Here is a 25,982-nt window from a genome sequence, read left to right on the forward strand (position 1 = left end):
ATGAAAATTTATACCCGCGTGGGTGATCAGGGAATGACTAAGCAGGTCAGTGGCCGGATGGTCGCCAAGACCGACGCCCAAATCGTGGCGTTGGGCAATCTGGACGAACTGGAATCCTGGCTGGGGTACGTCGTGGCCGTCATGGGCACGACCCACACCAGTGAACGCCAGGAGCTGCAGGACATCCAGCGCAAGCTGTACGACCTGCAGGCCGATATCAGCGTCAAGCGGCACCGGGTCATGGTGCCGGCCGATACGACCGACTTGGAGAACCGCATCGATGAGATGATGGCTGAGTTGCCGCCCATCAAGGAGTTTATCCTGCCGGGCGGAACCTCTGCCGGCGCGGCGCTCCAGTACGGGCGGACGGTGGCCCGCCGTGCCGAAAGGTCGGCGGTCAAGCTGAACCAGGAACAGCCGTTGGCCCCGGAGATTCTGACGTATTTGAACCGTTTATCCGACTTTCTGTTTGCCCTAGCCCGTTACGTGAACTGGCGTGATGACTACCAGGAAGTCCCGAGTAAAAAACGCTAACCAATGTTTGCCGGGCGACCCCCTCTGGGCCGCCCGGTTTTTCTGTGGTACGATGAAACCGGTATCAATTTTGCTGGAAAAGGAGCTAAAACCTGATGACAACCAAAATTATTCTCGATTGCGACCCCGGCCACGATGACGCGCTGGCCCTGATGCTGGCCCTGGCCAACCCCGAGATCGACCTCTTAGCGGTCACGACCTCGGCGGGGAACCAGACCCCCGAAAAGACACTGAACAATGCCATGCGCCTGCTGACGTTGATGCACCACCAGGAAATTCCCGTGGCCGGCGGGAACCGGACACCGCTATTGAAGCCCCTCGAAACGGCGGGCAACGTCCACGGCAAGTCCGGCCTGGACGGCGCCAACCTGCCCGATCCCGATTTTGCGGTCCAACCGCTGACCGCCATCGAACTGATGGCCCAGACGTTGCGGCAGAGTCCCACGCCGGTGACCCTGGTCGTGACCGGCCCGATGACCAACGCCGCGCTGTTCCTGCGGGTTTACCCCGAACTCAAGGAGAAGATCGAACAGATCGTCTACATGGGCGGGGCGATGGGTCTGGGCAACTGGACGCCGTCGGTCGAGTTCAACATCTACGTTGATCCCGAGGCCGCCAAGATTGTGATGAACGCGGGGATTCCGTTGGTCATGGCGCCGCTGAACGTGACGCACCAGGCCCAGATTCTCAAGCCCGAGATCGAAGCCGTTGCACAAATCGATAATCCAGTGGCCCACGCCTTTTACGGCTTGCTGAACTTCTTCGAGCGCTACCACGAAGCGCCTAAGTGGGGCTTCAAGGGTGCACCGCTGCACGATCCGTGCACGATCACCTGGCTGATCCACCCCGAGTGGTTCACCAGTGAACGCATGAACGTCGACGTCGAGACCGCGGGTGAGCTGACCCGGGGCGAGACGGTCTGCGACTACTACGAGTTGACCGGCAAACCGAAAAACACGGAAGTCTTGTTGGGCATTCAACGGGAAAAGTTTATCCAGTTCATCATGGACTCGCTGCGGACCTTTGATTAGGCCGGCGATGGTTGCGATATCTTAAAGATTGCGACGGAATGGCGCGTTTCAGTACGGTTCACCCCCGAAACTGTGGTATAAAGATGAACACAAGGGGGCGAAACACACGTGAGAGCGTTAAGACATTTCTTGTGGACCCTGGTCTTGCTGGGGGCCCTGTTCATCGGCTACCGCAACTACGGGTCGCAGCTGCCCCAACTGACCACGGCGGTCCAGCACGTGCGCACCGAGTTGGCCCAGGTCTTCTCCGGTCAGCTGTTGCATCAGCTGACGACGAACGAGACGGACGTGGCCACGACCGGTCAGACGGGGACCACCACTCCGATGGAATCCATCGTCCAGGGGGTCCACCTGTCGCGGACCTACTACTATCGTTATAGTACGACGCTACCGGCGGCGGGGCGGCAAGTCTTCGCCCATGCCGTGGCGACCTATAACCAGACCGGTGTGGTCCATCTGGTGGAAGGAACCGCGCCGAGTGGTCAAAACCAGATTACCTTCTCGGTCTACCATAAGCGAATGGCCCAGAACTCGGCCGAGGTCGAACTGGGTCACGGGGGCCCGCAGATCACACAACGGGTCACCTTGGCGGGGACGTCGAGCACCAACAACGCGTCAGCTAGTCTGAACGCCGACTACTCCGCGGCCTTTAGCAATGCCGTGGCAACCCACGAACTGGGTCACGCCCTGGGGCTGGACCACAGCTCGTCGTTGACGTCGGTGATGTATCCGATCAGTCAAGGTCGTAGCAAGCTGTCAGCCGGGGATATCGCTGGACTGAAAGCCATCTATCGACAATAAGAATCGTTAAAGCGAGTCTGGGACAAAAGTCTCAGGCTCGTTTTTCGACTATCTGGTGTCAAAACGTGCGCCAAAAGGCAGCTGGCTCCGCTTAACCCCGTCAGACAGCTAATCCAAGTTCGGGATTAGCCGCCTGACGCCGTTAATGCTCGCCAGCTAACCGCCTTTTGTCCCACTCTCGTTTTGGTGGAATCATCTTTCGTTGTGGCGGCAACCGAAGATGACGACCGGCGTGACCGGTTACAGCCCCGTCATGTCGGCGTTTGACACCGGCCATAGCGGATAACCGTGAGAAAAAGTTCCGTTAGCGGCCGTTTCGTGGTATAACGGGCGCCGAAACCAGTGTGATCGGCGTAGGAGTAAAGCGAGGGACTAAAATTGACACGGAAACGACGACTATGGGGAGTGGGCTGTTTGGTGGTTTTATTAGTGATGGGGGGACTGTATCGCAGTCAGGCGATTCCCCCGGTGAACCGGCTGATCGACCGGTGTCACACGGCGCTATCGCTGACCATCTCCGAGGGCCTGTTATCACGGGGCGCGCAGGCGACGTCGGTGAGCCACGGGAAGACCCCGGTCTTTAGCATCGTACGGAACGTCCGGTTGTCGAAGACCTACTATTATCGGTTCAACACGAACCTGCCGGCGGACGGCCGGGACGTGTTCGAAACGGCCGTTGCCGCCTATAACCGCACCGGCTTGGTCCGTTTGAAGCCCGGCACGGCGACCCTGGAGGGCAATCAGATTACCTTCGGCGCCTACCACCAAAAGGCCCGGGGAACGGGGAAAATCGAGCTGGGTCACGGGGGCCCGGAAATCATCCGGAGCTGGAACGACGGCGGCTCGACCGCCTATAACGAAGCCACGGCCAGCCTGAACACGGCCTATCCTCAGGCCTTCAACGATGCGGTGGCGGTTCACGAGTTGGGTCACGCCTTGGGGCTGGAACACAGCCAGGTGCGTGACTCGGTGATGTATCCCACCGATCAGGGAAATACCGACCTGACCAAGGCCGACCTGACCGCCTTACGGTCGCTTTATCCCCCGAAGTGAGGGGATTCCCCCACCCAAGACAACTAAAAACAGCGTCACTCTCAAGTTGTGAGAGTGACGCTGTTTTTAGTTAACAGTTATTTTGTGGCATCAAATTGGTAACTGGAACTGTAGAACGGAACCCGGTAAGCCCGGTAGGCGTAAGCCTTGGAACCGGCGTTCTTCAGCGTCAGGTTGAAGACCTGCTTACCATCCTTGGTGACTTCGATGACGTTACTTTCTTTCCCGCCATTCTTAAAGCCAAAGTCGATCAGGACGTTGCCGTTCGGTTGCTTCTCGGCGTACCCGATGACGGAGGTGAAGTTGGCCTTGCCCAGCGACTTCCCGTAGGCCCAGGTCTGCTTGATGGTCATGTTCTTGGTGTTGACGTGGTACTGGACAGCCTGCGAGTACTTGCCCGAGGTCTTCTTGTTCCCGTTCGTCACAGCAATGTTGTTGTCGTACAGGATGAAGTCTTCGCTGCTGGCCTTGGCGCCATTCCCGTTGTTCAACAGGTAGAGCCCGTGTTGGCCCCCGGTGATGGTGGTGCCCTTCGTCGGCGTCAGCACGTACTTCCGGTAAGCCTTTGGCCAGGAGGACTTCTTCTTGCCGCTGTAGATCCACTTGATGTGGTTGGTCTTGTAGTCGAGCTTCATGATCATGTCCTGGTTCCGACTGGAAATGGTGATACTCTTGTCGTTCTTGTCGTAGTCGATGGCGTTTTGGTGCAGCCAGTCGATCTTCCCGTCGGCGCCCTTCTTGTAGTTCTTCCACATGGACTTCGGCAGGAGCTTCTTCATGTCGATAACCTTGACGATCTTCCCGGTCTTGTAGTTGACCTCGACCATGGTGTCTTCCTTATACTTCGAGCCGTCGGAAACCGTGGCTAACAGGTTGTGGTTGGGCAGCTCGACCAGGTCGTGGTGAATGACCGTGGTCTCGGGGTTGGCCTTAGCCGCGGCCTTGCTGATACTGCCGGAATCGGAACTACTGGTCTTGCCGGAGAAGCTGTATTCCTTATAAACACGGCCCAGGTAGTCGGTCTCCAGCAGGTCGTTGTAGATGTCGGAGTCCACGTTCTTCTTGGACAGAATCATGATGTGACCGTTGGACCACTGCTCAATCATGTGTTGGGAGTAGTTGGTGTCGTACCACCGAACGGCCCCGTCGGCGTCGACGGCTAGTGGTTGCTTGGTGGTCCGGTTCAAGATGGTCAGCTGATTCTTACCAATGTACATCTTGGACTTGTCTTTATTCGTGACCGTGATGGTGGCGTCCTTGATGTACTTCGGCAAAGAGCCCGTCTGCATCTTCAGCGTCTTGGTCGTGGTCTTGCCATTCTTGGTGGTCTGGGTGATCTTGACCGTGTTGTTGGTGTCGGCGTACAGGCCAACGACCGGCACTTGGTGGCTAGTCGTGTAGCCGCCCTTGACGGTGTTGGTGATCGAGGTCCGGTCGGTCTTGCCGACGACCGTGTAGCTGACCTTGACCGGGTCACTGGTGGTGAAGGTCACCAGCGCGGACAGGGGGGAGGACCCATAGGGGTTGACCTTCACGTAGGGGTTGTTAAATGTATACTTTTTGTTTTGTGCCGCGGCCTTGTAGGTGGCCGTCAGACTCTTCTGTTCATCCTGACGGGTGGTCAAAATCTTGACGTCCAGGTTCTTCTTGATCTGGGCGGTCGTCAGGTCGACCTTGTTGTTCTTAATTTGATAGCTCGCCGTAGCCTTTTTCTGGGTTGAGCAGCCGGCTAGACCGACCGTTAATACTGCGAGTGAGGCGACTGCCAAGGTCCACAGCCGTTTGTGTTTACGTTGCACGTGCGCCATCTCCTTATAGACTTCATTAAAAAAGGGGGCGTTTGGGCCACGGCCCAAAACATCCCCCAATGTTTATGTAACACTCCCAATATACCATCGCTGTAAATCAGTTCTGTTACAAAAGTCTAATGAAACAATGAAAAAAATGTGATGAAACTGTGAAGTTGGGTCGGTGAGTTGCCTAACGGGATGGCAGCAGGTGGGCAGGGCCGCGTGCCGCTGGGCGCATTAATCAAAAAATGGGCACCCTGCGTAGGAGCAGTCAACGGCCCCGCCAGCGGGGTTCCGCGCCTTTCTAAGAAAAGCTTATTTGTTCCTTACGCCAGGATTAGGACGGGGGTCCCGGCCCCATGCTATAACTAGGGTACGCTATTGGAACAGCCAATGGCCATCACCCCGGCGGTGATTCGTGTACCCTCATCGGGCGTTACCCGAGTAAGTCTTCCCGCCCGTGAGCGGGACTTGCTCCCCATCTTGAAAGGAGTTTTCCCCTATGTCTAAAATCACATTAAAGTTAATGCAACACCTGCAACGCACGCCGCAAGCCCCCGTTTTAAAGGATGAGACCACGCAACGGTGGTTCTCCGGTGGCAAGCTGGCCGCCGACGTGGACCAACTCAAGGATCAGTTGCGCGGCCTCCACGTGGGGCACGGCGACGTGGTCCTGGTCGCCTTACCGAATTCCGCCGTGTACCCCGTCTTGGTCCAGGCCATCTGGGAACTGGGCGCGGTGGTCATGCCGGTCGCCGCGACCACCACGCCGGCCGGGCTGCAGGCCCTGATGCGCCAGCGGGCCTTCGCCGCCTGTGTCGTGGCCCCCGACCTGTTAAACGCTGCGGTGACGGCGTTGACCACGGTCACCCGGCTTCAATTGAACACCACCGACGAGCTGACGCTGGTCCGGGACCTGGCCGTTCCCGGAAACGTGGCCGCGACGCCGACCGAGGCCGACGTGGCCCTCCTGGTGACGACCCCTCAAGCGAGTAGTCCGGTGGGCTTGACCTACGCCGAACTCACGACCGACGTGACGGCCGCGATTGCCGACTATCAGCTGACCGCCACTGACCGGACCCTGGTCGTGACTCCCCTGGCGCACCGCGAGGCCCAGGTCGCGTTATTGGCCGCCCGGTTGAGCGGGGGACAGGTGGTGGTGACGCCGACGTTTACGGCCTCGCAGTTCTGGCCCCAGGTCGAGACGAACCAGATCACCCACGTGAGTGTCCGGCCCTGGCGGTTAGCGACGCTCTTACGGACGCTCGCGACGAGTCCGCTGGTGGACCAGCTGCATTTCATGACCGCGCCGACCACCCCGACGCCCCAGCCCGCGGTCCATTACCGGATCCGGCAGCCCGTGGGTGCCGGATCGTGGTTCACTAATCACGCAAAGAAGGCTATCATGAAAGGAAGTGAACAGTCGGGACGGTACTTACGGGCCCATCTGGCGGGAACGCCACGGTTCCGCAGTACCGGCTAATTTAGGAAAAAGGACGGCATAGCATGACACACATCGTGATCGCAGCGGATTCATTCAAAGGCAGCGCGACCTCTCAGCAGGTCGGCGAGTACCTGACCAACGGCATTTATCGCGTCGACCCTACGGCGGAGGTGACCACCGTGCCCATCGCGGATGGTGGGGACGGCACGGTCGCCAGCGTCTTGGCGGCCTTAGGTGGCCAGACCCTGACCACCACGGTCGAAGGCCCCCTCGGTACGCCCGTTGAGGCGCAGTGGGGGCTCTTAGACGACCACCACACGGCCATCATCGAAATGGCGGCCGCCGCTGGGTTGAACCTGGTGCAGCCCGACCTGGCCCCTTTAGCAGCCAGTACCTATGGTGTGGGCCAGTTGATGGCCGCGGCCATGGCGGCTGGTGCGACCACGATTTACCTGGGCCTCGGTGGGAGTGGCACCACCGATGGCGGTAGTGGCCTGTTGCAGGCGCTGGGTGCGCAACTGCTGACCGCAGACGGCACGCCCATTCCCCGGGGCGGGGCCGGCCTGCGCCAGTTGGCCCGGGTCAACCTGGGCACGTTGACGCCCCAGCTGGCGGACGTGACGGTGATCGGCCTCACCGACGTCAGCAACGTTTTGACCGGTCCGTTTGGTGCCGCGGCCGTATATGGTCCGCAAAAGGGCGCGACGCCCGCCATGGTGACCGAGTTGGACCAGAATCTTGACCACTACCAGGCGGCGCTGGCCGCCCAGAACGACTTCCCCCAGAGTTGTCCGGGCGATGGTGCCGCTGGTGGGACCGGCTTTGGCCTGCGCGTGTTAGGTGCGCGCCTCCAACCCGGCACGGCGACGATTCTCAAGTTGACCCATTTCCAAGACCGGTTAGCCCACGCCGACCTGGTGCTCACCGGTGAGGGCCGCATTGACGGCCAATCACTGATGGGCAAGGCTTCGATTGGCGTGGTGCGCCTGGCCAAGCAGCTACAGTTGCCGGTGTTCTTGATCGCCGGCAGCGTCGGGGACGACCTCGATGCCATCTACGGCACCGGTGTTGACCTGGTCCTCTCCTCAACCGTCTCCCCCATGACGGTCGACCAGGCCGTCGCACAGGTCGCCCCGCTCCTGACCCAGGCCGGCGTGACGGCGATGCACGCCTTCCAGCTGACCCAACGATAAAGGAAATCTCAGTCAAAATAACCCGGGAAATGATCACGATTTCCCGGGTTATTTTGTGAGGTCGGGGTGGGGCACCGGTCGCGGTAGAGCAACGATTCGCCCTCCAAAGGGCCTGATGCAGTATGCTAAGTAACCCGTAATAACAGTAAAAGACCCCCGCAAACTTGTTTGGGTTTTGCGGGGGTCTTTGTGTCGTGATCAATGATGCGGGTTAATGGAAGACGCGGGCGATGCCGGCGACGTCCGAGCGTTGGCCGTTCTTGATCGGTTGGACCATGATGCGTGGTGGCCAACTTTCAATGACCTTGTTGTGGCCCAGGTAGATGGCCACGTGCCAGATGGTGTGGGTTCCTGGTTGGTAATAGAAGACCAGGTCGCCCCGTTGCCGGTTGCGGTAGGCCACGTGCTGGAACTTCTTGCTGGCCCAGAGGTTCCGGGAATTCCACTCGTTGCCCGGGTAAGCGTGGTGAATCGCGCTGATCGGCGCCGGATCGATTCCGCCGGCGTAGAGGGCCTGCATGGCCAGGCCCGAGCAGTCCGTGCCGTAGATGGGTTTCGACGACGAGCCGACCAAGTACGGCTTGCCTAAGTACTTGTAGGCCTGATGGATCATGGCCTCGATGTGTGCGGAGCGGCCGTTCCAGGCGTGGGCGCCCAGGGGAGCGACGTAGCTGTCGATACTCTTGAAGCTCGACTTGGAGAAGCCCAGCTTGACCCAGGTCTTTTCGTTCACGTTCCCCGTGACCTTGAGCCCGTGACGCCGTTGGAAGGCCTTCACGGCGTTGTACGTCGCCTGGTTGTACTTGTTATACCCGTTGGCGGTTCCTAGACGCCGCATGATCTTCCAGGTCTTGATGCCCTCGTAGTTACGTTTGACGGTGTAGCCAACCTTGCCGTAGGGCTTGATCTGCGTGTTATGGACCTGGTAGTACTTCTGCGGGTTCTGGTAACCAGCTGTCTTGGCAACGAAGGCCTTGTTCGCAGTCAGGTACTTGCCTGTATTGGTCTTGAGTGCCGGGGCGTGCCCCTTAACGGTGACCAGCTGGGTGATCTTGGCGTAGTGGTTCTTCTTGACCGTCTGGGCCCGGTGCGTCCGGGCGGCGTCGCGGTAATAGACGACCGTCTTTTTGGTCCGGATGATCTTGGGATTGGTGGTGTAGTAGTCGCTAGCGGCGTGCGCCGAGACGGTGCCCATGCCGGTGACCAGGCTGGTGGCTAGCAGCACCCCAGCGAGTAATTTTTTCTGAAACACGTGAATCCTCCCCTTCAATAATTGGTTAGTAACTTAAGGCGCGGTAAGCGTCGCGTTTGCGGTGACCGGCCAGTTGCGACAGGGTCATGCTGGTCTTCTTCTTGGTCCACGGGTCGTTGTAGTAGGCCCGCTTGGCGCTGTAGCCGCTGAGGGTGATGGCGTGGTTGACGAAGCCGTCCACCCCGGCGACCCAGATGACCACCGGGTGCCCCTGGTTGATCTGCTTGCGGAACGTGGCAAACGACGCCCCGGTCAGGTCTTTAGCGCTACCCAGGTGGTGTCGGACCACGCCCATTAACCCCTTGGGGTAGATCCACCAGCCGGTTGGCGAGTAGGGACTGCCCACGAAGCCCTTATTCGGGTCGTGACTGCGGGGCATCTCTTTTGCCAGCTGCATCTTGGTGACCTTGGCACCGGCGTACTGGAGCATCATGGTCGTCGCGGTGATCTCACAGCCGGTTGGTAGTTCGGGCCGTTGGGCGATCAGGGGGACGTGGAGCTTATGTAGAGATTTGACGGTGCCGTTCTGGTGGATCCAACCGACGACCACGTGATTGGCCGTGACCTTGAGCCAGGTCCCCTTGGCGGTCCGTTCCTGCCGGGTGACGTGCACGGCGCGGTGGGCGTACTGCCGCCCGGTCGCGATGGGCTTGAGGTTGCGCTGACTGGTCTTGGCGGCCCCGGTCGCGTAGATTTTGTAATTATGCGTCTGGTTCGCCCCAATTTGGGTGTAGTAGTTGACGGTCGTCCGGCTAATGACGGGCTGGTAGGTGACCGGTTGCGCGGTGGTCGCGGCGTGTGCGGTGGTGAGCCCGAGCAGGCTGCCGACCGTTAGCGCCACGAGTCCCGCCAAGAAACGATGGTGCATGGGAATTCCTCCTTTTGGGGATGTGGTGTGCTTCCCTCAGTATAGTCTTGTGAATAGTTCGGAGCAATCATGATTTAGCCATCACGCGATTAAGCGGTTGACGGGGAAAAGCCATCAGTGAGGGGACCGTAACCGGATGGCACGGCCCTGCGAGGGTTGGTTCCAGGGACCGGGCCACCCAAAAACCGCCGAACGACCGGAGCCGTTCGACGGTAATCGGGGGTGCCAGCTACGTGGACACTTTGAATAACTGAGTTTGCGTCAAAAGACAGCTGTTTCCGCTTAACGACGTCAGCTAACCGTCTTTTGTCCCACTTTTCTTAAATGACCTTGGCCCCCAGAGCGTTCTGGAAGTGGCGCAGGGCCCACTCGTGGCCCGCCTGGTCGAAGCTCGCCACGGCGTCCTGGTGAATCACCAGTTGATAACCCAGGTTATACGCATCGACGGCGGTGTGCAGGACGCAGATGTCGGTGCAGACGCCGACCAGGTGCAGGGTGGTCACGTGCCGTTCGCGCAGCCGCAGGTCCAGGTCGGTGCCGGCAAAGCTGCTGTAGCGGGTCTTGTCGAACTGCCACACGGTCGCGTCGGCCTGGTGTTGGGCGTACCAGTCCTTGAGTGGCCCGTAGAGCTCCCGCCCCCAGGTGCCCCGAACGTTGTGCGGTGGGAACAGCTTGCTTTCGGGATGGTAAGGGTCGTGCGGTGTGTGGACGTCCGTGGGGAGCAGGACCCAGTCGCCGCGCTGGGCCATCTGGTCAGCCAGTTGTACGATGGTCGGCGCCAGGTCCTGTCCCGGTTGCCCACAGGTCAGGGCGCCTTGGTCGGCCACGAAGTCGTTGGTGTAGTCAATGATGAGTAACGCTTGATCAGTTGCCATAAAAAGGACCTCCTCGTCTGCTCACTAGTATGTTGATTGGGCCCCAGTTTCGTCAACGAAGCCGCTCAACGAAATATTTATAATGGCGGTCGACCGCGGGTTCCCTGGGTTTTGATGGGATTGGTCAGCTATTTAACCTGGGAAATCGTCCCATTAAGCTAATCGTGATTGACAGACACTATTTAATATCTTATACTGTGGCTAAATTGATATTATACGTCATATAGCATAGAGGGAGGGACCAGAACATGGCGATTCAGGTACCAACGGAATTGCTGGACGGGTGCGTTTTAGGGGTGCTCAGCCGCCAGGACTACTACGGCTACGCGTTGACCCAGGAGGTCCGGCAACACCTGCCGATCTCGGAATCGACGCTGTATCCCGTGTTACGCCGGCTCAAGAAGAACGGCTGGTTGACCACCTACGACGAAGCCTATCAGGGCCGAAACCGGCGCTACTACCGCTTGACGCGGACGGGTCAGCAACAGTTGGCGACGATACAGACCGAGTGGACGCATTTTAAGACCGCGATGTCGGGACTATTGGAGGGGAATCAGGATGAATGACTACATCCAAACGTTGCAACGGCTGCTGATGCAGCTGACAACTGCAGAACAACAGGACGTGGTGGAGTACTACCGCGAATATCTAGAAGACGCCGGGGTGACCACCTATCAGGGGGCCGTGGACCTCTTGGGCACGCCGCAGAAGGTCGCCCGCAAGGCCTTGGCCGATTACTCCATTAAAATGAGCGACCGGGCCGCCGACCTGGGCACCACGCCGACCGGTAAGCAGGGCACGAAGGAAAACGTGCGGATGATCTGGCTGATCATCTTGGCGTTGCTCTCGTCGCCCATCACCGTGCCCATCGTCCTGGTTTTGATTGCGATGGTGGTGGCGGTGGCCGGCGTGTTCTTCGGCCTGGTCGCCGCCGCGGTAGGCTTGTTACTCGCGGGCCTAGTCGGGGGCGTCGTGGTGCTTGCCGTTGGTCTCCTAATGCTCTTTAGCGTGCCAGCCACGGGAATCTTTTACTTAGGGTTGGGCCTGATCATGCTGGGCGTCAGCTGGTTGCTCACCCGGATGGCCATTTGGCTGGGGAGCCTGCTGATCCGGGGATTGGCCCAGGTCGCCAAGTGGGCGTATGACCGCTGGATGCCGCAATCCAAGGCGTCACACGCAACGAAACGGGGGAAATAGACATGAAACGACGGAAAAAATTGGATGTTATCATCAGTGTCGTGGCCATCGTAGTGGGGGGCATCTTGATGAGTTGGGGGATCGCACACAAGGGGATGCGCAGCGTCGTGTGGGATTCGGCCGACCATAAGCTGGTCGTGAGCCAGACGGTCAGCCGGACCAGCCGCCCGGCGGCCTATCAGAAAATCGTGGTCGACACCAAGCTGCCGGTGACCATTCGCCGTAGCAACGTCAGCCGGGTGACGGTCCAGCAACAGAACTTCAACCAAAAGCGCCAACCGGTCACCACGACGGTCCGGGACCACACGCTGACCATCCGGGGCGGTGACAGTCGCCAGCACAACGTGACTTTCGATGGTCCCAGCATCACGCGAGAAGACGAGGCCTTCGACACCAGCGGCCGAATCATCGTGGAGGTCCCGCAACGGACCAGCGTTCAGCAGGTGACGCTCCAGAAAAGCTGGACGGTCCGGCTAGAAGACCTGACTCTCAAGCAAATCACCGGCCCGACCGGGGGGAGTTTTAAGGCCAAGAACGTCACGGTCAAGCAGGCGCTGGACCTGCGGCAGGGGGATGCTGACGTGTATCTGACCAACGTCACGGCCCCGCAGCTGCAGCTCCACACCGATGACGGCGACGTGGACGTCAAGCAGAGCCGCTTTACCAGTCGCGACAACCTGATCGCCTCGGACGAGGGCGACGTGACCCTGGCCACCACCCAGCTGGGCGGCGGTCGGGTGACCACGGGGGACGGGGACGTCCACATCCGCAGTAACGACCTGGCCCACCACCTGACCGTGACCAGCAGTGAGGGCGACCTCTCTGGCCTGGTCGCCGCCGATGCCGGGGTCACGGCCAACGGGACCAGCGATAGCGAGATCACGCTCTTCGGCCGGTCGCGCAAGTCGGGGACCCAGATTCGGCCCCACGCCAAGGTCCAGTACACCTTCTCCGTGGGCGACGATGGCGACATCACGGTGCGTTAAGTCGGCGGCGACTTGACGGGGATGGTAGAATAAGGGGACTTGTGCCGCAGTAGCCAGCACCGTGGCACGGGCTATTTAAACCGTGATAAGGAGATTTTTACCGTGTCTGATACGAACTACTGGCAAACCATTGCCGCGCACGCCCGGACCGAAAACCGGCCCTTTTTCTCGCTTGCTCCGATGGAAGCCGTGACCAACGCCATCTTCCGGCGGGTCGTGGCCCGCGCAGCGGCACCCGACGTCTTTTTTACCGAATTTACCAATGCGATTAGCGTGACCCACCCCAAGGCCAAGTTCACGGTCCAGGGCCGGCTCTACGTGGCGCCTGAAGAGGCCCACATGCCGGTGGTCCAACTCTGGGGCAACCAACCGGAAGCCTTCGAGGCGGCCGCCCTGAACGTTAAGGACCGGGGCTATCAGGCCATCGACCTGAACATGGGCTGTCCCGACTCGACGGTCATCAAGAACCACGGGGGCAGCGACCTGATTCGCAACCCCGCCGATGCCGGCGCGGTGATCGCCGCAGCCAAGCAGGCTGGTCTGCCCGTGAGCGTCAAGACGCGGCTGGGCTACAGTCGCCTCGACGAGTGGCCGGACTGGCTGCGCTTCTTACTGGAACAGGACATTCCCTTGTTGACGGTCCACCTGCGGACCAAGAAGGAAATGAGCCGGGTCGCCGCGCACTACGAGCTGATCGACGACATCGTGAAGTTGCGGGACGAGGTCGCCCCGAACACCCTGTTGCAGATCAACGGCGACGTCGAAAACTACCAGGACGGGTGCCGCTTGGCGGCGGAACACCCCGGGGTCGACGGCATCATGATCGGCCGGGGCATCTTCACCAGCCCATTTGCCTTCGAGCGGACGCCGCGGGCCCACAGCGTGCAGGAGCTCCTGACGCTGCTGAACTACCAGTTGGACCTGTACGACGACTTCTCGGAGCGCTTCGATACCCAACGGTTCGCGTCGTTGAAGCGTTTCTTCAAGATCTACGTGCGCAGTCAGCCCCACGCGGCGGAACTGCGGAACGCGATGATGGAGACGCACACTACCGACGAGGTCCGGCAACTGATCGCCGACTCACCGCTGATGAAAACGGCGCAGTAAGGAATAACCTTTGAATGCTAAAAACAGGAAGAAAGTTCTCGACGTTAATCGGGGATTTTCTTCCTGTTTTTGTCGTCACGGCCCAGCTGCGCGGAAGCAATCTGATGGGCCGCCACTAGCAGGACGCGTCACCGGTTAAGCAAATTTTAGGGTGCTGCCGGCTAAAAGTGGTAAGTTAAGGAGGAACCGACCGACTGACCAGTCGTCTTGATGGCGGCCACTTCGATAAGTATTTCACTATTAAATGAATAAAAAAATTCAGAAAATTGAGGAATATGACTAGGGGATTTTTTCGAAATACGCTATAATAACGAGTCGGAAAATTTCCGCAACGGTGACCAACCATCGACAGCACCATGATTTTAACGCAAGGAGCAGAGAACTTATGACGCCAATGATTCAAATTATTTTTGCCAGCATGTCCGGCCGCAACCAGGCCATCGCCATGCACCTGCAGTCTGACCTGGCCGCGTACGCCCAGACGGTGGTCACGGAAGTCTCCCAGGCCGACGCCTACGACTTACCGAACGCCGACGCCGTGATTCTGGTGAGCTACACCTATCACGACGGGGACCTGCCCGATGAGGTCCAGGACTTCTACGAAGATTTGAAGGACGTCGACCTCGACCGCACCAAGTTTGCGGTTTGTGGGTCCAGTTCGAAGCAGCACCGGCACTTTGGGCGCGCGGTCGACTACCTGACCATTCAGCTGAATTCCAGCAATGGTGAGCAGGTGGCCGACTCCGTGAAGATTGACCAGGACCCGGACGATGCCGATTGGCAACGGGTCGATCAGTTGGCCCAACGCGTTTTAAAGAGTTTTGAGTAAAGCAAATCAAAAATGAGGTGACATGCATGTACTTACGGAAAGCAAAAGCAGATGAATTGGATTTAGTATTGAGCATTATCGAGGACGGTAAGCAGCAGTTAGCGGACGCCGGGATCGACCAATGGCAAAACGATTATCCAAACAAGGACACCATCAAGGCCGACATCGATGCCGGTCGGGCCGTTATCTACAACAGTGACGACCACGAGACGTTAGGGGTGGCTTCGGTGGTCTTAGCCCCGGATCACGCCTACGACACGTTGCAGGGTGACTGGTTGGTTCATACTGACAAGTACGTGACCGTGCACCGGGTCGCCATCTTCTCCCACCACCAGGGCAAGGGTTACGCGTCGAAGTTGTTCCAAGACCTCTTCGCGTACATCGCCAACAACCATCCGGAAAGCGAAAGCATCCGGATCGACACGCACAAGGACAACGCCAAGATGCAACACCTGATCGAAAAGAACGGGTTCCAAAAGGTGGGCGAAATCGTCGGGGTCTACCATCCGGACGATGCTTGCTACGTCTACGAAAAGGACTTGAAGCACGCCAACGTCACGGCGCACGCGAGCTAACAGGACACACTTAAAAAGTTTTGAGAGGAACGGGTCGTGACCGCCAAGTGGCGGTGACGGCCCGTTTTTGCGGTGGTCCGGGTTTGAATAAGGCCGGTGCTTGGGGCATAATGGTGAAAGTGGTTTGCGCCTTTTGACGCGGGGAACAGAAAAAGCTTGCGCAAAAGGGACGAACCAAGTAGCATATGGGAATAACCTTTTTTACCGCTTTTTAATGAAGCGGTCCAGGACTACCGGGACTTAACCATTAAAAGTGTGAGGTTTCTCATTTCAAAGGCCGTCCGCGTGACGGCAACTAGTCTATAGAAAGAAGGAATTGGATTGCAAAGAAGACTTAGCTCGCGTCAAATGCAGATGATTGCATTGGGCGGGACCATTGGCGTTGGTTTATTTATGGGGTCTGGTTCCACCATCAAGTGGACGGGGCCTTCCGTCCTCATCGCCTACATCATTTCCGGAATTTTCCTATACTTAATTATGCGAGCTCTGGGGGAGATGCTGTACGTGCATCCAACCACCGGGTCGTTCGCGACGTTCGCGTCTGAATACATGCACCCCGTGTTTGGGTATCTCACGGCCTGGAGCAACGTGTTCCAGTTTATCGTCGTGGGGATGAGTGAAATGATTGCCCTGGGTGGCTATTTCCGCTTCTGGTGGCCCAACCTGCCGGACTGGATTCCCGGTCTGGTGGCGATTACCTTCCTGTGTATCGCCAACCTGATCTCCGTGAAAATGTTCGGGGAATTGGAATTCTGGTTCGCCCTGATCAAGGTCGTGACCATCGTCTTGATGATCATTGCCGGATTAGGCGTGATTTTGTTCGGGTTTGGGAACGGCGGCGATGCGGTCGGTATCTCGAACCTTTGGAAAAACGGTGGTTTCTTCACCGGGGGCGCCAAGGGCTTCATTTTTGCCCTGTCGATCGTGTTAGCGTCCTATCAGGGAATCGAGCTGATCGGGGTCACGGCGGGGGAAGCCGAGAACCCACAGCACACGCTGGTTGCGGCGATTCGCTCGACGGTGGCCCGGATCCTGATCTTTTACGTCGGGGCCATCTTCGTCATCGTCAGCATCTACCCGTGGGACAAGCTGAACCAGATCGGCTCACCGTTTGTGCAGACCTTCGCCAAAATCGGGATTACCGCCGCGGCGTCGATCATCAACTTCGTGGTCATCACCGCTGCCCTGTCCGGGTCCAACTCGGGAATCTACAGTGCTAGCCGGATGACCTTCACGCTGGCCGAAAACGGGCAGCTGCCGAAGAAGATGACGCTGTTGAACCGGCACGGGGTTCCGTTCTACTCCGTCGTGGCCATTTCCTTGGGAATCGCCATCGGGATCGTGTTGAACGTGGTCCTGCCGATGTTCTTCAAGGACGCCAGCCAGATCTTCGTCATGGTCTACAGTTCCAGTGTGCTGCCCGGCATGGTGCCGTGGTTCGTGATCCTAGTCAGTGAGATCGAGTTCCGCAAGCAAAACATGGAACACATGGCGGAGCATCCGTTCAAGATGCCGTTCTCGCCGTGGTCCAACTACCTGACGTTAGCGTTCCTCTTCGTGACGCTGATCTTCATGTTCTTGAACCCCGAGACGCGGGTCTCCATCCTGGTCGGGGTGGTCTTCTTGGCCATCATGACCATCATCTACTTCCGCAAGTACCAGCCACGGGAAAAGGCGGCTAAAGAGGAGTAGCGTGACCAGCGCTTCCTCCAGCTCAGACTGACGGGACTGTGGTTGTTGCGGTGTGCTGGCAGGCAGTGATGCCTGCTGACCATCCGTGAGTGACGTGATTTTCGACGGTCTTTTGCCGGTTACGCCGGCGCAAGAGCGTTTGCGGGACCGGCATGAATTGAACGTTAGCGGCCAATCGGCCTCGTTTCGTCAGGGTAACGATACCGTGTTAGCGCAACAGAGGCGACTTGCTCGCCGGCGTGAAGCGTTGGTTATTCACAGCCGTTTCGGACCGGCCCAGCTGAGTGGAAGCAATCGGCAACTCCGCCGATTTTAACGGGCACTACGCTTATAACAAACAATTAGAACACATCAACCGTTCGGTGCTTCCCGCTGGGCCATCTGTTTGACGCGGGTGCCCGGGGGTGCCGAACGGTTTTTTAGGAGGGTCAGCATGAGTCGTCCAGGAAAATTTGCAAAATCGAGCCGCATCAAACAGTTGCGGCAATTTAAACGCCGGAAGCAACAACAGGCCGGCACCACCATCGCCTGGGAACAGGTCACCGACTTCTTGTTGGGCCGCTACCAGCTGACCCAGGGCCGGCAACTGCCGCCGGTGGTCGCCGCGACCGTTCAGCGGTTCATGAGTGAATGGCTCACGACCGCCCAAGCCGCCGGGCCCGACCAGGTCCAGTGGTCGCTCACGGCCTTGACGCCGGTCACGCTGAAGCGCATCGGCAACCAGGTGCCCTGGCAGTTCTACGCGGTCCTGCTGGGGCAGGCCGCACGGTGGCAGCACTTTCTACGCAAGGAGGGGCCGGCCATGCCACTCAGTCCCCGGCGCCAGATCATTGAGCCGTTAGACGCGGCGGCGTGGGCGCAGGTCGTGGCCCAGCAATTGGCACTCAACTTACTAACCGTTACGGCCGCGCCCATCACGGCCGCCCAGCGGGAGCGGCTTGTGACCAGCCTCTTAACGAACGACACGGTGAACTGGACCGCCGTCAGCGCGTTGTTTAGCCCGCTGGGTTTCCAAAACACCGCCGATCAGCAGGGGGACACCTATCAGTGGTTGAATGACCTCCAGGCCTTAACCATCAGCGACTTTCATGACTAAAACCCTCGATACGAAAGGCCAGCTAAACACTGGCCTTTTTTCGTGGGACCGACTACTATCTAAAGTGAATCACCGGTTCAGGTGAAACTTTTGGAACAAGTTAGTTTTTAATTATGATTGGAAATTCTTTACGACAGAGTTATGATTTACGCCTAAACGCGCAAACCACGATATCTGAACTTCAAGATTCAATATAGGAGTTGAGATTATGAAGCGCACATTACGTGTCACTTTATTTAGTGGATTAGCTGCTTTGTTGTTGGGTCTCGGTGCGGCTGTTCCAGCATCTGCCGCAACAACACCAGCCACCCCATCTACAAGTAGCGCTAGCACAACCTTCACGGCATCGACGCAACCGATGTCTTTGACGACTGTGCCAGGCATTACCTTTGCATCAACTTTGGTTCCTGATACGGCAACCAACGGGAGTTATAACGCGGCTTCCGTTGATAATCCATTGACGGTTACCAACCCTGGTTATGCGACTGGGTACACGGTCGACGTTCAAAACACGCCATTCAACAACTCTGACGCCACCGCTACGGCGGGCGACGGCAAGGTCTTGTCCGGTGCGGTTCTGAACTTGCCAGCACCCGCAGCCGCTGCGGCTAACGAAGGTAACCCTTCCACGGGACCCGTTACGTCAGCCGTCACCTTGAGCGGGGACAACACCAACCAAGTGGTTGAAACAGCCTCTGCCAACGGTGGCTTGGGTGTTTGGAACTCTCCTTACACAGCTAGTGGCATCAACTTGACGGTTCCAGCTGGGCAAGAACCAGGGAGTTACACGTCAACGTTGACTTGGACGCTGGGCAACACGGTTGCTTAACTTCTGCGGATACGCTGAGCGATAACTGAATGAAGATGAACCGGGGATGTTGGAAGGTCGGTGCCAATTGTTGGCGTCGGCCTTCTTTTTGGAATTAGGATGTTTGTTTTGGAGGCTTGAACATGAGAAAGTTTTGGAAATGGATGCTCGTTTTGGGGAGTTTACTCGGCGGGCTTCTGCTGGGGGTTCCAGTTGCTCACGCCCAAGGGGTTGGATATTCCATCCTGCCTTTGCGACCCACAAATCAACAGAACAGAAAGGTCACGTATTACGACGTCCACGTGAAGCCGGGTCAACGCCAGCAGATCGCGGTCGTCATCAAGAACACGCAGTCGCAGCCGCAACGTTTACAGGTCCAGGTCAACCAAGCGGTGACCGACTCGGCCGGGGTCATTGACTACAGTCAAGCACACCCGGAACTCGACCCGACGTTACAGGTGAACATGCCCAAGCTCTTCAGTCAACCGAACCAAACGGTGACGGTTCCGGCCGACGGGAGCAAGGAAATCACGTTGGGTTACCAGGTCCCGACGACCCCCTTTAAGGGTCAACTGCTAGGTGGTCTGTACATCAAGCAGACGCAACCTGGGAAGCGAACAAATAAGGGCCGAATCGCGATTCGGAACCTGTACGCCTACGACGTCAGCATCCTGATGCAGGAAGGGGCGTCGGTCAATGCCGACCTCCACATGCACCGGGTCGGGGTGTCGCAGGATAACCAGCACCGCCTGGTCTACGCCAACTTACAAAACGCGCAACCGGGAATCATGCGGTCGTTGAGCACCAAGACCACGGTGACGCCGATGGGCTCGACCAAGATCGTTTTGAGTCAGAACAAGCCGGTGCAGATGGCGCCCAACAGCAACTTTAATTACCAGTTGCCGTGGGGCAACACGATCTTGAAGCCCGGGAAGTACACGCTGCACATGACCGCGCGCAACGGTCAGCACGAGTGGTTCTTCGTGAAGAACTTTACCGTGACGCAGAAGGAGACCCAGAGCTTGACGCCGGCTAATCCACGGGCCAAGCACAGTCTGTGGCTGTACATCCTGTTAGCTATCATCATTGCCTTGTTGTTGGCAACGATTGCTTACCTGCTGTACCGCAACCACAAGAATCAACAATCGCAAGCGTAATTTCTTGAGGGGGGATCAAAATGCTGAAACGTTGGTTAAGTGTCGGTTTAATGGTGTTGACCCTGGGATTGACCGGGAGTGTCAGTCTGCCTGCCGACAGTGACGATAACGCCTTAGCAACGGCCCCTCAGGGTGTCACGCTGCAGACACGGCAGGCGGCCTTGACACCGGCCCCGCAAGCCGACAGTCACGCCCAAGTCGTGACCGCGGCCGACGGGGCCCAGGCGCTGCGGCTGACCGACGGCGCCCACCAGTTTGGGGCCGCCTGGTCTCCCACGGCCGACTTTCGCCTCGACCGCGACCAAACGGTGGGGGCGTGGCTCTACCTGGGCAACCAGGGCAGCACGGCCGGGAACGGCCTCGCGCTGGTCTTGCAAAACGATGCCCGGGGCGCGACCGCGCAACCGCAGTTTCACGGCCAACCTGTCGGGGAAACGCTGGGGACCTGGGCGGTCGTGTCCGGGACCCATCAAACGCCGCAACAGTTGAGACAAACGGCCATCCAGCACAGCTGGGCGCTCGGACTGAACACGGCCGCGGGTGACCGGCAGCCGACCGCCGGCGATACCAACGCCTTTCAGACGGGGTATCCCGCCGACAACGTGGCCGCCGGACTTCCCGGCGCCGCCAGCACCTATCGGCAACAGCCCGTCACCGCGGCTGGCGCGCCGCACGGTGGTCAATCGGCACTGGCGACGACGCTGGTCCATCAGGGGACGCTCACGGCGGCCAACCAGGGGAACTTCCTGGCGGACGGTCAGTGGCATCATCTGACGCTGCGGTGGCACGCGCGGACGCAGACCATGACGTATACGCTCAATGACCGCAACGCGACGACCGACGCCGCCCAGACCGGGCAGAGCCGAACCGTGGCCCTGTCCCCGCAACAGGTGGCGGCCCAGGCATCGCACCGGGCACGCTGGGGCTTTACGGCCACATCGGGTGCCCAGGCGGCCGATGACCTGGTCGTGGTCGACCAAACGCCGCAAAGCGTGCCGATCCACGTGGCCACGACCCTGACGGACCTGAACCAGCACACCACGGTCACGGCGCAGACGCCGGTCGTCAGTCGCGACACGCTACGTCTCGACTACCGCATCACCAATCCGAGCGGGCAGTCCCTGGCGCAGACGCTGGGGCGGTTGACGCTCCCCCAAAACATTCAGTATCAACGACTTGAGCTGATCTCCGCTACTGGAAAAACCACAACGTTGGCGAAGTCAGCGCTTAAAAATCACCACTTGGCCGCCACACTGGCCCAGTCGTTGGGTCGCCAACAAGCAGTGACTCTACGGCTCATTGGACGCGCCACGACTGTGCCCACCACTCAGTCGGTCGCGCCGACAATCAGTACGATAACGTCGCCCACGACGGCGGTTACGGCCACCACGCCGCAACTTGACGTGAATCCCCACCTTGCCTTACGACTGGCCGTGACCAGTCCGGCACCGCACGCGTTGTCCTCCCGACACGCGCTGACGGTGCGGGGCAAGGTAACCGTGACCCCGGCGTCAACGACCAAGCTGACGGTCAAGCCAACCCTTAACGGCCGGGCCTTAACGCCCGTTGTGGTCGGCCCCCAAGGACAATTTTCCCTGCGGGTCGCCGCCAATCAATGGCGTACCGGTCTGAATCACTTGAAATTACTGGCCACCAGTGCCACTGGCGACACCGCGCCGGCCGTCACCTTACCCGTGACGGTCCGGGGCGGCCTGCGCTTCGCGGCGCTGAAGATGAGTGGGTTTCAAGCGACCGCATTAACCGGTCAAAACCGCTTGATGCCGCGTAATCCTGGCTGGCGGATCATCGTGCAGGATACCCGGGGCGCCGGGCATCACTGGACGCTGCTGGCGAGTGCAACGCGGTTCGTGAATACGCAGACTGGCCAACCCTTAGCGGGGCAGCCGGTCTACGTGGATGGTCAGGGAACGACCCCCTTGGGTGCGCGTCCCACGGCCATCATGACGCAGACGACCCACAACACGGCCGATGGCGTGACGAACGTGACCGGTCAGTGGACCGATAAGACGGGTGTCCTGCTGGCGGTAAATGGCGGAACCCCAGCCGGCACTTACCGGGGCAGCCTCACCTGGACGTTAAGCGATGCGCCGGAATGAGCGCAAAAAAATCCTCGTTAGGGTCTACGACCTAACGGGGATTTTTTCTGGCAAATTATGAGTTGATGGGTATCTGCTTTGAAAGCCGATTAGTGCGCGTCACGTTGGCGATTGGGCCCAAAAAAGTCGGGTGGAGAGGCTGCGCCAACCGACTCAGGTGAGTTGGTGAATACTGGTGCGACGCGTTAGTGACTGGTAGGTTCGCCAGCGGGGGTCTCCTTTTTCTTGAAGACGAAGAGCTTGGACAGCACGTAGTTGACCGCGATGGCGATCCCGTGGCCGATGACCTTGGTGATGGTCCCATTGGCGCCTAACAGGGAGATGCCGATCCAGAGGATGACGAACTCAATCAGGTAGGTGGCGACCCGGGTGCCGTAGAAGGTGGTCAGTTCCTTGAAGAGGCTCTCCGTCTTGTGCTTGAAGACGAAGAACTTGTTCACGACGAAGGCGAACAGGACGCTGAAGAACCAGTCGATCAGGTTGGCGACTTGGTATTCGACGTGTAAGGTGTGGTACAGCAGGTAGAACAGGACCACGTTAAAGACCACGGTGATGACGCCCCACACGGCGTAGAGTTGCAGCTCGTTGTTGGCCTTGGTTTCGACCGCGTCGAGTTCTTCTTCGAACTCCGCTTCGGTCGTGGGGTGCTTGTGTTGGTGTAATTCGGAATTTTCGTTCAAAACTGGGTAGTTTCCTTTCTGAGTACGGAACTGGAAGTTGATGGAGAATGGATGGTTGATGACGGGAAATTTTCCTCGGGGCACACTATTGAACAAATAGTGCTGCTAGTTGGGAAACTTAACCCGAATCGATTTTGATTAAACAACTCTGCTGGTGACCGTCCACAACGACGCGGGAACGGTCAATCTAGCAGCGCGGTGTCGGCGTTTTTCCCCGTGGTGAAATGGAGCCGGTACCACCTTAGGACAACAACCGAGTGATCATCCGCTCGTAGAGGGTGATGAAGCGCCGGTACATGTCGAGGTCGACGTATTCGTTGACTTGGTGGGCCGTGATGTTGCCGGGCCCAAAGACGATGACGTCGATGTCGGGATTAGCCGCCAAGAACGACGAGGCGTCGGTGCCCCCGGAGACCCCGATCTTTGGCAGAGCCTGTTCCAGAACCACCTTACCGATGTCGTCGGCCGCCTGAACCAGCGGTGCGTCGTCCGCAGTGTGCATCGGCATGAAGTCACTGATCATCTCGAAGGACAGCTGCGCGCCGTTTGCGTTCAGGTCGGCGATAATCTGCTTGATAGCCGCCGTGATCTGGGCGTTCGGCAGTTCGGGGATGGTCCGAATCTTGACGGAGAGGTCGGCGCTGGCGGGCACCGTGTTGATCTGCTCGCCACCCTTGACCATGGTCACGACCGGCGTGGTCTGGCCGAGCAACGGGTTGGTGGCCGTGAGCGTCTGGAAGTAGGCGTCTTCCTTCTCATAGAAGGCGATTAAATCGGCGATGGCGTTCTTGCCGATCTCCGGCATCGAGCTGTGGGCCGCGATGCCCTTGGCGTGGACCACGTAGGTCAGCGACCCTTTATGGGCCAATTCAATGAAGTGTTGTTCATCGGTGTGGTTGGCCGCGGCGATCTTCTCGGCACCGGCGGCATCGATGGCCAACATCTGTTGAATCTGGGGCTGCTGCAGGAGCCGCTTGTCGGCCCCGCTGGGTTCCCCGACGATCAAACTGTCGAGGTCCTGAGCGTAGCCGGCTTCGGCCAACTGCCGGGCACCGTATTGGCCCAGCTCCTCGCCGACCGTGGCCATCAGGCGCAGAGTCCCGTGCAACGGCACGCCGGCATCCTTCAGATGAATCATGGCCCAGACGCCGGCCATCAAGCCGGACTTCATGTCGGACGTGCCCCGACCGAACATCTTACCGTCCTGAATCGTGGCCGACAGCGCGTCGACCTGCCACTTGTTGGCGTCTCCCAGGGCCACGATGTCTTCGTGGCCGTCGAAACCGACGACGGGACCGTTGCCGTCACCGATTTCGGCGACCAGGCTGATGCGGTCGGGCTGGTAGGCGACCTGGTGTGCGGCGATGCCGTGGGCGGCCAGGAGCTTCTCCAGGTAATCCGCGACACGCTTTTCTGACCCATTCACGGTGTCGAGCTTCACAATATCGCTTAATGTTTGAACAATTTCATCCATGTTCGTTCCACCTCATTTTTCCGGGTTGCGGTCCGTGAAAACGCGGCCACAGCGACTTACCTTGATTACAGCACTTTTCTTTTTACCGGTCAAGATACCAGCCGATAAATAATTTACAAGACGATTATTTATCGCGTTAACGATTGAAAAAGTTCCACTATTATTGATTTCATAAAGTTACGTAACCGGCTTTTAGGTTTCCATAAATGCTCATTAAAATGAAAGAAGAGCCGAAAATGGGCGATTCATCTTAGGGTGAAAAACTTTCTATTGAAATATGTAAGCGCTTACGATACGCTGGAATCACCTACTAGAAGACCTATCATTAGAAGTGAAAAAGGAGCCTCCAATTATGAAAGCTGCTGTTGTGCGCGATAATTTAGATGGATACGTTGATATTAAAGATGTTCAGTTACGGCCGATAAAGCCGAACGAAGCCCTGGTGGATGTGGAATATTGTGGGTTATGTCACACAGACCTGCACGTGGCACAGGGTGACTTCGGTAACACCGCAGGCCGGGTCATCGGTCACGAAGGGGTTGGCCGGGTCACGCAGATCGGCGCCGACGTCACGAATTTGGCCGTGGGCGACCGGGTCTCGATCGCGTGGTTCTTCGCCGGCTGTGGTCACTGCGAGTACTGCCTGACCGGGCGGGAGACGCTGTGCCGCAACGTGGAAAACGCCGGTTTTAACGTCGACGGCGCCATGGCCGAACAGGTCATCGTGAAGGCTAACTACGCCGTGAAGGTCCCTGAAGACCTGGATCCCGTGGCGGCCAGCTCGATTACCTGTGCCGGCGTCACGACCTACAAGGCTTTGAAAGTCGCGAACATTCGTCCCGGCCAGTGGGTCACGATTTACGGCTGTGGGGGTCTGGGCAACCTGGCCATCCAGTGGGCCAAGAACGTCTTCAAGGCCCACGTGATTGCCATTGATATCAACGACGACAAGCTGGCCACGGCCAAGCGCATCGGGGCCGACCTGACCTTTAACTCTAAGACCGCCGACTCCGGCGCCTGGGTCCAAGAACGGATTGGCGGCGCCCACGCGTCCGTCGTGACGGCCGTCTCCCAGATTGCCTTTAACCAAGCCATCGATTCCGTGCGAGCCGGGGCGCGGGTGGTCGCCGTGGGTCTGCCGAAGGGGGCCATGGAGGTTGCCATCACCAAGGTCGTCTTGGACGGCATCGAGATCGCTGGCTCCCTAGTGGGAACACGCCAGGACTTGGCCGAGGCCTTCCAGCTGACCGCCGAGGGCGACGTGCACCCGATCGTGGCGACACGGCGCCTGGATGAGGTCAACACCATCATCGACGAGATGAAGGCCGGAAAGATTGAGGGCCGGATGGTCGTCGACTTCACGAAATAGCTAAACTCAGCTCACAGGATGCAGGCACATCCTGATTTCATTCCAATCAACGAC

24 protein-coding genes are annotated in these 25,982 nt (G+C 58.6%); 18 read left to right on the forward strand and 6 right to left on the reverse strand.

Annotation, left to right across the window (positions count from 1 at the left end; translation table 11 throughout):
* The 4 genes from FD37_RS04765 (at position 1) to FD37_RS04780 (ending at position 3,419) form a co-directional block, all read left to right on the forward strand.
* Positions 1-534 carry a cob(I)yrinic acid a,c-diamide adenosyltransferase gene (locus tag FD37_RS04765; RefSeq protein WP_056963835.1) on the forward strand — a complete coding sequence of 178 codons (534 nt, stop codon included), beginning with the start codon at positions 1-3 and terminating at the stop codon, positions 532-534.
* Between the two features lie 95 nt (positions 535-629).
* Entirely contained in the window at positions 630-1,565 is a 936-nt protein-coding gene (rihA, locus tag FD37_RS04770; protein WP_056963837.1) for a pyrimidine-specific ribonucleoside hydrolase RihA, read from the forward strand.
* 108 nt (positions 1,566-1,673) lie between these two features.
* Complete coding sequence (locus FD37_RS04775; RefSeq protein ID WP_045807609.1) at positions 1,674-2,366, forward strand: matrixin family metalloprotease; 693 nt, start codon at positions 1,674-1,676, stop codon at positions 2,364-2,366.
* A gap of 417 nt (positions 2,367-2,783) precedes the next feature.
* Entirely contained in the window at positions 2,784-3,419 is a 636-nt protein-coding gene (locus FD37_RS04780) for a M57 family metalloprotease (RefSeq protein ID WP_147007684.1), read from the forward strand.
* A 77-nt stretch (positions 3,420-3,496) separates the two neighbouring features.
* On the opposite strand, the gene FD37_RS04785 is transcribed toward FD37_RS04780, so the two are convergent.
* Positions 3,497-5,227: an aryl-sulfate sulfotransferase gene (locus tag FD37_RS04785; RefSeq protein ID WP_147007683.1), complete on the reverse strand. Its 1,731-nt coding sequence runs from the start codon at positions 5,225-5,227 to the stop codon at positions 3,497-3,499.
* A gap of 484 nt (positions 5,228-5,711) precedes the next feature.
* Here FD37_RS04785 and FD37_RS04790 point away from each other — a divergent pair, with 484 nt between their 5' ends.
* The gene (locus FD37_RS04790; RefSeq protein WP_056963839.1) at positions 5,712-6,692 is read left to right on the forward strand and encodes an AMP-binding protein; all 981 of its coding nucleotides are present in this window, start codon (positions 5,712-5,714) and stop codon (positions 6,690-6,692) included.
* A 23-nt stretch (positions 6,693-6,715) separates the two neighbouring features.
* Complete coding sequence (locus FD37_RS04795; RefSeq protein WP_056963841.1) at positions 6,716-7,846, forward strand: glycerate kinase; 1,131 nt, start codon at positions 6,716-6,718, stop codon at positions 7,844-7,846.
* A gap of 211 nt (positions 7,847-8,057) precedes the next feature.
* On the opposite strand, the gene FD37_RS04800 is transcribed toward FD37_RS04795, so the two are convergent.
* The 3 genes from FD37_RS04800 to FD37_RS04810 form a co-directional block, all read right to left on the reverse strand.
* A complete protein-coding gene (locus FD37_RS04800) occupies positions 8,058-9,041 on the reverse strand; it encodes a DUF5776 domain-containing protein (RefSeq protein ID WP_056964126.1) in 984 nt (327 codons plus the stop codon).
* 82 nt (positions 9,042-9,123) lie between these two features.
* Entirely contained in the window at positions 9,124-9,966 is an 843-nt protein-coding gene (locus FD37_RS04805) for a C39 family peptidase (RefSeq protein WP_056963843.1), read from the reverse strand.
* A 320-nt stretch (positions 9,967-10,286) separates the two neighbouring features.
* Positions 10,287-10,841 carry a cysteine hydrolase family protein gene (locus FD37_RS04810; protein WP_056963845.1) on the reverse strand — a complete coding sequence of 185 codons (555 nt, stop codon included), beginning with the start codon at positions 10,839-10,841 and terminating at the stop codon, positions 10,287-10,289.
* Positions 10,842-11,089: 248 nt separating this feature from the next.
* On the opposite strand from FD37_RS04810, the gene FD37_RS04815 reads away from it, so the two are divergent.
* The 11 genes from FD37_RS04815 to FD37_RS04865 all read left to right on the forward strand — a co-directional run bounded on the left by FD37_RS04815 (position 11,090) and on the right by FD37_RS04865 (position 22,405).
* Entirely contained in the window at positions 11,090-11,407 is a 318-nt protein-coding gene (locus FD37_RS04815) for a PadR family transcriptional regulator (protein ID WP_045807604.1), read from the forward strand.
* Positions 11,400-12,038 (forward strand): DUF1700 domain-containing protein, encoded by a 639-nt coding sequence (locus FD37_RS04820; protein ID WP_056963848.1) that lies wholly within the window; start codon positions 11,400-11,402, stop codon positions 12,036-12,038. The genes FD37_RS04815 and FD37_RS04820 overlap by 8 nt, the downstream gene beginning before the upstream one ends.
* Positions 12,039-12,040: 2 nt before the next feature.
* Positions 12,041-13,024: a DUF4097 family beta strand repeat-containing protein gene (locus FD37_RS04825; RefSeq protein ID WP_056963850.1), complete on the forward strand. Its 984-nt coding sequence runs from the start codon at positions 12,041-12,043 to the stop codon at positions 13,022-13,024.
* A 102-nt stretch (positions 13,025-13,126) separates the two neighbouring features.
* A complete protein-coding gene (locus FD37_RS04830) occupies positions 13,127-14,131 on the forward strand; it encodes a tRNA dihydrouridine synthase (protein ID WP_056963853.1) in 1,005 nt (334 codons plus the stop codon).
* Between the two features lie 385 nt (positions 14,132-14,516).
* A complete protein-coding gene (locus tag FD37_RS04835) occupies positions 14,517-14,960 on the forward strand; it encodes a flavodoxin domain-containing protein (protein ID WP_045807600.1) in 444 nt (147 codons plus the stop codon).
* A gap of 26 nt (positions 14,961-14,986) precedes the next feature.
* Positions 14,987-15,535 carry a GNAT family N-acetyltransferase gene (locus tag FD37_RS04840; protein ID WP_045807599.1) on the forward strand — a complete coding sequence of 183 codons (549 nt, stop codon included), beginning with the start codon at positions 14,987-14,989 and terminating at the stop codon, positions 15,533-15,535.
* A 321-nt stretch (positions 15,536-15,856) separates the two neighbouring features.
* The gene (locus tag FD37_RS04845) at positions 15,857-17,227 is read left to right on the forward strand and encodes an amino acid permease (RefSeq protein WP_056963855.1); all 1,371 of its coding nucleotides are present in this window, start codon (positions 15,857-15,859) and stop codon (positions 17,225-17,227) included.
* 433 nt (positions 17,228-17,660) lie between these two features.
* Positions 17,661-18,323: a hypothetical protein gene (locus FD37_RS04850; protein ID WP_056963857.1), complete on the forward strand. Its 663-nt coding sequence runs from the start codon at positions 17,661-17,663 to the stop codon at positions 18,321-18,323.
* A gap of 208 nt (positions 18,324-18,531) precedes the next feature.
* On the forward strand, positions 18,532-19,152 hold the full coding sequence (locus FD37_RS12585; RefSeq protein ID WP_082605123.1) for a WxL domain-containing protein: 621 nt from the start codon (positions 18,532-18,534) through the stop codon (positions 19,150-19,152).
* 122 nt (positions 19,153-19,274) lie between these two features.
* Entirely contained in the window at positions 19,275-20,288 is a 1,014-nt protein-coding gene (locus FD37_RS04860) for a WxLIP family cell surface protein (RefSeq protein WP_082605124.1), read from the forward strand.
* A 20-nt stretch (positions 20,289-20,308) separates the two neighbouring features.
* Positions 20,309-22,405 carry a WxL domain-containing protein gene (locus tag FD37_RS04865; protein ID WP_056963863.1) on the forward strand — a complete coding sequence of 699 codons (2,097 nt, stop codon included), beginning with the start codon at positions 20,309-20,311 and terminating at the stop codon, positions 22,403-22,405.
* A 185-nt stretch (positions 22,406-22,590) separates the two neighbouring features.
* On the opposite strand, the gene FD37_RS04870 is transcribed toward FD37_RS04865, so the two are convergent.
* Both FD37_RS04870 and FD37_RS04875 read right to left on the reverse strand, forming a co-directional pair.
* Positions 22,591-23,085: a GtrA family protein gene (locus tag FD37_RS04870; protein WP_082605125.1), complete on the reverse strand. Its 495-nt coding sequence runs from the start codon at positions 23,083-23,085 to the stop codon at positions 22,591-22,593.
* A gap of 241 nt (positions 23,086-23,326) precedes the next feature.
* Positions 23,327-24,559, reverse strand: coding sequence for an ArgE/DapE family deacylase (locus FD37_RS04875; protein ID WP_056963865.1), 1,233 nt, complete (start codon positions 24,557-24,559; stop codon positions 23,327-23,329).
* Positions 24,560-24,911: 352 nt separating this feature from the next.
* Between FD37_RS04875 and adhP the strand changes: the two genes are divergently transcribed.
* Complete coding sequence (gene adhP / locus FD37_RS04880; protein WP_056963867.1) at positions 24,912-25,928, forward strand: alcohol dehydrogenase AdhP; 1,017 nt, start codon at positions 24,912-24,914, stop codon at positions 25,926-25,928.
* Positions 25,929-25,982: the final 54 nt, after the last annotated feature.

It is taken from the genome of Levilactobacillus spicheri DSM 15429 (assembly GCF_001435095.1).
Taxonomy (GTDB): domain Bacteria; phylum Bacillota; class Bacilli; order Lactobacillales; family Lactobacillaceae; genus Levilactobacillus; species Levilactobacillus spicheri.

What these genes read in the sequence shown, in the direction of transcription:
- adhP (WP_056963867.1), top strand. Translation starts at nt 24,912, where the DNA reads ATGAAAGCTGCTGTTGTGCGCGATAATTTAGATGGATACGTTGATATT.
- FD37_RS04835 (WP_045807600.1), top strand. Translation starts at nt 14,517, where the DNA reads ATGACGCCAATGATTCAAATTATTTTTGCCAGCATGTCCGGCCGCAAC.
- FD37_RS04850 (WP_056963857.1), top strand. Translation starts at nt 17,661, where the DNA reads ATGAGTCGTCCAGGAAAATTTGCAAAATCGAGCCGCATCAAACAGTTG.
- FD37_RS04790 (WP_056963839.1), top strand. Translation starts at nt 5,712, where the DNA reads ATGTCTAAAATCACATTAAAGTTAATGCAACACCTGCAACGCACGCCG.
- FD37_RS12585 (WP_082605123.1), top strand. Translation starts at nt 18,532, where the DNA reads ATGAAGCGCACATTACGTGTCACTTTATTTAGTGGATTAGCTGCTTTG.
- FD37_RS04820 (WP_056963848.1), top strand. Translation starts at nt 11,400, where the DNA reads ATGAATGACTACATCCAAACGTTGCAACGGCTGCTGATGCAGCTGACA.
- FD37_RS04840 (WP_045807599.1), top strand. Translation starts at nt 14,987, where the DNA reads ATGTACTTACGGAAAGCAAAAGCAGATGAATTGGATTTAGTATTGAGC.
- FD37_RS04875 (WP_056963865.1), bottom strand. Translation starts at nt 24,559, where the DNA reads ATGGATGAAATTGTTCAAACATTAAGCGATATTGTGAAGCTCGACACC.
- FD37_RS04765 (WP_056963835.1), top strand. Translation starts at nt 1, where the DNA reads ATGAAAATTTATACCCGCGTGGGTGATCAGGGAATGACTAAGCAGGTC.
- FD37_RS04865 (WP_056963863.1), top strand. Translation starts at nt 20,309, where the DNA reads ATGCTGAAACGTTGGTTAAGTGTCGGTTTAATGGTGTTGACCCTGGGA.
- FD37_RS04860 (WP_082605124.1), top strand. Translation starts at nt 19,275, where the DNA reads ATGAGAAAGTTTTGGAAATGGATGCTCGTTTTGGGGAGTTTACTCGGC.
- FD37_RS04795 (WP_056963841.1), top strand. Translation starts at nt 6,716, where the DNA reads ATGACACACATCGTGATCGCAGCGGATTCATTCAAAGGCAGCGCGACC.
- FD37_RS04810 (WP_056963845.1), bottom strand. Translation starts at nt 10,841, where the DNA reads ATGGCAACTGATCAAGCGTTACTCATCATTGACTACACCAACGACTTC.
- FD37_RS04815 (WP_045807604.1), top strand. Translation starts at nt 11,090, where the DNA reads ATGGCGATTCAGGTACCAACGGAATTGCTGGACGGGTGCGTTTTAGGG.
- FD37_RS04825 (WP_056963850.1), top strand. Translation starts at nt 12,041, where the DNA reads ATGAAACGACGGAAAAAATTGGATGTTATCATCAGTGTCGTGGCCATC.
- FD37_RS04800 (WP_056964126.1), bottom strand. Translation starts at nt 9,041, where the DNA reads ATGGGCACCGTCTCGGCGCACGCCGCTAGCGACTACTACACCACCAAT.
- FD37_RS04785 (WP_147007683.1), bottom strand. Translation starts at nt 5,227, where the DNA reads ATGGCGCACGTGCAACGTAAACACAAACGGCTGTGGACCTTGGCAGTC.
- FD37_RS04805 (WP_056963843.1), bottom strand. Translation starts at nt 9,966, where the DNA reads ATGCACCATCGTTTCTTGGCGGGACTCGTGGCGCTAACGGTCGGCAGC.
- rihA (WP_056963837.1), top strand. Translation starts at nt 630, where the DNA reads ATGACAACCAAAATTATTCTCGATTGCGACCCCGGCCACGATGACGCG.